The following is a 5896-nucleotide window of genomic DNA, read 5'->3' on the forward strand; positions in this document are numbered from 1 at the left end:
GCACGATACGGAAACAAGCTGGATGCGTGGTTGACGACGGTTCAGGTCGGCTAGTTCGTCGGCCAGTTTGACGCCTTCCCGATCGGGAAGGCCAACACCTCTCACCCTGGCGGGAAGCGTCTCCCCGCGAGGGGTACGTCTTCCTTTTTTCAACGCGTTTGAAGCATTGGAGGTCGTATGACATTAGACGCGACGCAGGTCAGAACACACGCGCAGGGCCGCTGGATTGGCATCCTGCATCGTCTGGTTCCGGCGTTGGAACCCGCCCTGGAGCGTCCGGGGCGACATGGCGCATGCCCCATGCATGGCGGCACCGATGGGTTTCGCGTTTTTCGGGATGTCGCCCACACCGGCGGGGGCATCTGCAATTCCTGCGGTGCCTTCCCGGATGGGTTTGCGCTGCTGAGATGGCTCACCGGCTGGACCTTTCCCGTCGCACTGGAGGCGGTTGGCGCGTCCTTGGGATTGACCGAGCACGTTGCTCGGCTGCCCGTTCGGGCGTTAGCGGCACCTTCGGCACCGACGCCGCGATCGGTCGCCGCCTGTCAACAGGCGTTGCGGTCGACCTGGTGCGAATCGATTGATCCCACCGATCCGGCGGCTTGGCCACTGTGGCGGTATTTAGAGCATCGCGGTGTCGGTCCCTCCCTGGCGTGGCTGGACCCGCGCGTGGTGCGGTTTCATCCGCATCTCGCCTACTACGAGAACGGGCGCGCGACCGGCCATTACCCGGCCATGCTCGCCCGCGTCAGCGATCCGCACGGGAAAGCGGTGACGCTGCATCGCACCTACCTGCACCGCAACGGTGCTTGGAAAGCGACGGTGCCGAGTCCCAAAAAGTTGATGCCGCCCGTGGCCTCGATGACGGGCGGCGCGATCCATCTCGCGTCGGTTGACACGGAGATGGGCGTGGCCGAGGGCATCGAAACCGCCTTGGCGGCGCGCTGTCTCTCCGGGCAACCGGTGTGGGCGGCGGTCAGTGCGACGCTGCTGGAAACGTTTGAACCGCCCGCCGGGGTGCGTCAGGTGACGATCTGGGCCGATTTGGATCGTCGCGAAACCGGCGAACAAGCCGCCGCGGCCTTGCAGGAACGCCTCCTGCGATCCGGGGTCGAGGCGCGCATCCAACTGCCCAATCGGGCCATTCCCCAGGGACGAAAAGGGGTGGACTGGGCGGATGTCCTCCAATCAACGCCACCGCCATCGCAAGCGGCTTAGACCGCTCACCAAACCGCCAATCCCCGCACGGGAATTGGCGGTTTTTCTGCCCCGCCATTCCGAGTCAACGACGTCGCCTGAAGGCGGGAGCCTTGCGAAAGCAAGCTCCGACGTTGGCCAAACCACGCCCAGCAATGGGACCGGAGAAATTTTTGATGATTGACCAACAGCAGTTCTATCCCACCCCCGCCGCCCTCGTCAAAAAGGCATGGGCGACGTTTCGGAACCGGGAGTTCGTCCGCGTCCTGGAGCCCAGTGCCGGCAGCGGTGACTTAGCGGTGGGACCGCCTCATGAGCGGGGATACGACCGTTACTATTATCAGGGACGCCCGATCCCCGTCGATTGCATCGAACTGGATCTGTCGAAACATGCGAGCCTGCGCGAGCAAGGGTTCTGTGTCGTCGGGATGGATTTTTTACAGTTCAGCGGCGGGGCATTTTATTCGCATGTCGTCATGAACCCGCCCTTTGCACGGGGCGCGGAGCACGTCCTGAAAGCCTGGGATATTTTATGGGACGGCGAGATCGTCGCCATCCTGAACGCCGAGACGCTCCGCAATCCCTATACCAAGGAGCGTCAACTGCTCGCGCGGCTGATCGAGGCGCACGGCAGTGTGGAATTCATCGAAGGCGCGTTCTCCTCCACGGAGGCCGAGCGCAAAACCGAGGTCGAGGTCGCTCTGGTGTATCTGCGCAAGCAGATTCGCCGCGAGGACATCGTCGGCAGCATTCTGGATGACATGACGCGCGACGCCACCTCGGGGGAAGCGCTGGCCGGCGACGATCGGCAGGCGCAGGAGTTATGCCTGCCAGGCAGTGAGATCGACAACGCGGTCTTGATGTTCAAGGCGGCGGTCCAGGCGATGCGCGAGTCCGTCCTCTGCGAGGTGCGGGCGAGTCATTACGCCAGCCGCATTGGGCACACGCTGGCGGTCTCTCGGGGCGACGCCTCGGAAGACACGCATCCGAAGGAGGTGAAGTGGGTGACCGAAATCCTGTACGAGCGTTACCTGGCGCTCAAGGATCGCGCCTGGAATTCGATTCTATCCTCTACCAAGGTCAGCGAGCGGTTGTCGCGGGCGGTGCGCAACGATGTGGAACGCCAGTTCGAGGACGTCAAGCAACTGGAATTCAGTGTGGCCAACGTCTATGCGTTTTTGCTGGGTCTGTCGGAAAACCAGGGGCAGATCCAAATGGACATGCTCTGCGAGGTGTTCGACGAAATCACCCGGTATCACACCGACAACCGGGTCTTTTACAAGGGCTGGAAGTCCAACGACAAGCATCGCACCGCCGGGATTCGGATCAAGACCAGTCGGTTCGTGCTACCGCATCATGAAACGGAGAATCACGCCCAGTCGATGAAGTGGGACTCGATGAACCTCCTGGCCGATTTTGACCGGGCGTTCGCGATGCTCGACGGCAAACGGAGCCCCGAGGTGGGGCTGTGCGATGTCTTCCGGACGCAGTTCCGTGCGCTTCGCGACGGCGCGCGGGTCAGTAGCCGTTATTTCGATGTGCGCTACTACCCGAAGGTGGGCACGATCCACTTTTTCGCCCGCGACAAGAAACTCGTCGAGCGTCTCAATCTCCTGGTGGGACGTCAGCGGCGTTGGTTGCCGCCCGAGGACGTGCGGGTCAGCGATGCCTTCTGGTTGCAGTACGAGAAGGCCGAGGCGTTCGAGAAGGACGTGAATGTCCAGATCACGGCGCTGGCGAAATCCCAAGGATCCGGATGGGAAGACCCACGGCGCCGCCTCAATGACACGGAGGCGTCCGTGGCGCAACGCGCGCAGGCCATCATCGATCAGGCACTCGACGCGGTGCTGGAGAAGCAGGGCATTGACGTCCAGGGTCTCCTGGACACGACGACGGACGCTCTGCAACTGGAGTTGCTCGTCGCCTAATCGTTAACCCCCAACACCCACCAGCCTTGGCTGGTGGGTTTTTTTTGCCTCAAGACGGCACAAATCTTGTCAATCCGTTGACGGGAAGGCGCCGCTGCGCGACATTCGCACGATGTCGAACGCAAACGGACCCGATAGCGAGGAGCCGCCTACCGTGATGCACCGTTGGACCAATCCCGAGAAGGCGCGCTACTACCAGGTCGATCTGGTCCGGGATCTGTTGGGCGACTGGACCGTCATCCAAAGCTGGGGCGGCGTGGGCTCGAAGCGGGGCCGGGTACAGATCGTCTGGGTGCCCTCCCACGATGCCGGCGTGGAACGCATTGCGGCGATCGGGAAGCAGCGGGGGAAGCGGGGATATACGCCCGTCGGCTGAGCGGGGCGGACGGTCGTGCGCTCGTCATCGGCATGACAAGGAAAACCACGTCAACTCTGCCCTGGCATCCTCGTCGCTTCTTGCCCGCGCACCACGCACTAACCGCCGGAAATCAATTCTGGCGGGGATGGGTGCCTGGGTTGCGCCGGCACCGCAGCCGCTCGCGCGGCTCGGCAGATCGGCGGCGAGTGCGGGCGTGAGGGCGAGGCGGCGGTATTGACGGGTCGGCAAGCAATGCAGTCCGCGAGGTCCGCTCCTTAACCGCTTGTAAAGGCGATGATGTAGACACACAGAAAAGAGACGCGATGCATCCCTTTGTATCTACTGGCTAACCCCCCGCTGGTACACAGGTGGCTTCGGCAGAGCCGGTGTCTACGGGCGTCAGAACCAAGGTTTCGCCCTCGGCGCAAAAGACCATGACCCGACCATCACCGGCATTGACGTAAGGCGCCTCGAAGGTATCGTCCGCGGGATCGCCGTTGGGATTGTTGTAGGCATTCTTTCCACCCTCGGCGGCGGCAGGAAAGGACATCGCCATCGACAATAGGGCAACCATACCCAATGCAGTCATCTTTGCGTTCATCGTTTTTGCGTTCGAATGTGGTCCCGCAGATGGCGCTGGGACTCGGAGAGAAACGGTCGCGTCACGGCCGTTAGCGCTGCGACAACCAATGTTCCTCGGGTCTAGCGCGCCAGGCGTGGCGCCAGGCGTGGTGACCGAGTCCGACGGTCGTGGCAACACTACATCCGTCAATAGTTCACGATTGCCGTCGTTTTGCCATGACAATGCGCAATCGAGATTGTTTGTATACCGCGAATTCAATGACGTCTGGAAATCGTTGTGAGTACCTGCTTCGCCCGGGCGCCCCATAAGACCATGAGCACGCGGAGAGCGGTGAGGGTCGCGATCTGCATCTCTGGTTCAGTGCTCAGACCATCTTGCGAACCGAGACGATAGGAGCGTAGTTGACGCAGCAACGCAGGGCGGTCGCGCAAGGTCCAGGTGAGGTAATCATCCAAGGTCGGGGATTCCCGTTCTTCCGTCAGATGAAGCCCCTGGCGCTCCAGCCATACGGACAAGACGCGAGAAAACCCGCCAACCAAGACCGTTGGGCCTGCCTGTCGTTGAGGGGCGGAAACGATGCGGGATCCTCGGTCACGCCCTCGAACACGGCGGAACCGGCATTGAACCATTCGAGTTTAACCATGGGTTGTCCTCCGGCTGACGTGGACAAGGGGCGTCCTGTTGACAAACGCTCGTGGCATGACTGCGGGCGCAGCGGATGCCCGACGACTTCTCCAAGTGATTGTTGGGGCGCTTGCGTCAAGCAGCAATGCCGTCTTTGCGGCGCTGGCGGCAGGACGACCGCCACCCATCGCGGCTGAATTGACGCGCGGGGTGATCCGGTCATCGCTCCTGGATGATGTAGCGACCCGATCCATAATTCGGTACATGCGTCCCCGGAATCAGATCGTAGACTTTCCCGTCCTTGAGGATGACCGCTGGAGCACCGTAATCCGGCGCGGACGTTCCAGGAATCAAGGGACGGATGATCTTGTCGCGGCGGTCTTGGTCGCGGTCTTGGTCGCGGCCTTGGTCGCGGTCTTTCGGTTCGTCGTCCGACGAACGCGCCCCGACCGGCAGCGCCAGCAGCGACGCGACGATCAGCATGATCCAACGTGTCATCGCGCGTCTCCGGCGGTCTGAGTCGCCCCGTCAAGCCGGCGTGCGGTTGGCCGACCGCCGCCACCGTGCCCGGTCGCATACCCTCGCGTTCAAAAATCGCCCTCACGCACCGCCGCCGCCGGACCAACCGCCGCGACTCGCAGCGCACCGAGCGGCGCGTTCTCCGCCAGGATCCCAGCCCCTTGCTTGATCGACATGGCCGCCACACTGTCCAGCCTGGCGAGCTTCACCGCCCCGTCGAGCGCCGTCCGTTCCGCATCGGCATACTCAAACCAAGGCAGACCGGCGCGCGCGTAATCCTGGGCGCTCGGTGGCGGATGGGGTGGCCGGTGCTGGGTCACCGCCAGATAGCCAAGACTGTTCAGCAGATGGATAAAGCACTTGGATCCTGCGGATTGATCCCACGCCTCCTCGCCATAGTCATCGTCATAGATCTCCTGTCGCATCAGTCCGCCCGGCGCGAGGCCCATTTCCTGGGAGCACGGGGGACAGGGGGACTCTTCGCACATCATGAGATCCCCATCGAACGCAGCCGCACGCTCGGCACGCAGCGCCTCGTAAACCGCCGCCTTCATCGGGTAGACAACGATCTGAAGGCCGCCATGCTCGCCGGTCCCGGTCAGTTGCTCCTCGGCCGTATAGCCCGCGCCCAGCGGCATCGCCACGAACTGACGGATCAGGCCCTGGCGCACCGCGAACCCATCCAGC

At 62.8% G+C, this 5896-nt stretch carries 7 protein-coding genes; 3 read left to right on the forward strand and 4 right to left on the reverse strand.

What is annotated here, in order from left to right; all coding sequences use genetic code 11:
* The first annotated feature begins 177 nt into the window (after positions 1-177).
* From QZY07_RS21635 to QZY07_RS21645, 3 genes are all read left to right on the forward strand, one after another.
* The gene (locus QZY07_RS21635; protein ID WP_295407291.1) at positions 178-1218 is read left to right on the forward strand and encodes a toprim domain-containing protein; all 1041 of its coding nucleotides are present in this window, start codon (positions 178-180) and stop codon (positions 1216-1218) included.
* A 155-nt stretch (positions 1219-1373) separates the two neighbouring features.
* Complete coding sequence (locus QZY07_RS21640) at positions 1374-3125, forward strand: DUF4942 domain-containing protein (RefSeq protein ID WP_295407294.1); 1752 nt, start codon at positions 1374-1376, stop codon at positions 3123-3125.
* A 157-nt stretch (positions 3126-3282) separates the two neighbouring features.
* The gene (locus QZY07_RS21645; protein WP_295407297.1) at positions 3283-3501 is read left to right on the forward strand and encodes a WGR domain-containing protein; all 219 of its coding nucleotides are present in this window, start codon (positions 3283-3285) and stop codon (positions 3499-3501) included.
* A 328-nt stretch (positions 3502-3829) separates the two neighbouring features.
* Here QZY07_RS21645 and QZY07_RS21650 read toward each other — a convergent pair whose 3' ends face one another.
* The 4 genes from QZY07_RS21650 to QZY07_RS21665 form a co-directional block, all read right to left on the reverse strand.
* On the reverse strand, positions 3830-4084 hold the full coding sequence (locus QZY07_RS21650; RefSeq protein WP_295407299.1) for a hypothetical protein: 255 nt from the start codon (positions 4082-4084) through the stop codon (positions 3830-3832).
* 460 nt (positions 4085-4544) lie between these two features.
* Positions 4545-4709 carry a hypothetical protein gene (locus QZY07_RS21655; RefSeq protein WP_295407301.1) on the reverse strand — a complete coding sequence of 55 codons (165 nt, stop codon included), beginning with the start codon at positions 4707-4709 and terminating at the stop codon, positions 4545-4547.
* Between the two features lie 200 nt (positions 4710-4909).
* Entirely contained in the window at positions 4910-5188 is a 279-nt protein-coding gene (locus tag QZY07_RS21660; protein ID WP_295407304.1) for a hypothetical protein, read from the reverse strand.
* 89 nt (positions 5189-5277) lie between these two features.
* On the reverse strand, positions 5278-5896 hold a 619-nt coding region (locus tag QZY07_RS21665; RefSeq protein WP_295407307.1), incomplete at its 5' end, for a hypothetical protein.

Origin of the sequence: uncultured Thiocystis sp. (assembly GCF_903866365.1) — a bacterium.
Taxonomy (GTDB): Bacteria; Pseudomonadota; Gammaproteobacteria; order Chromatiales; family Chromatiaceae; genus Chromatium.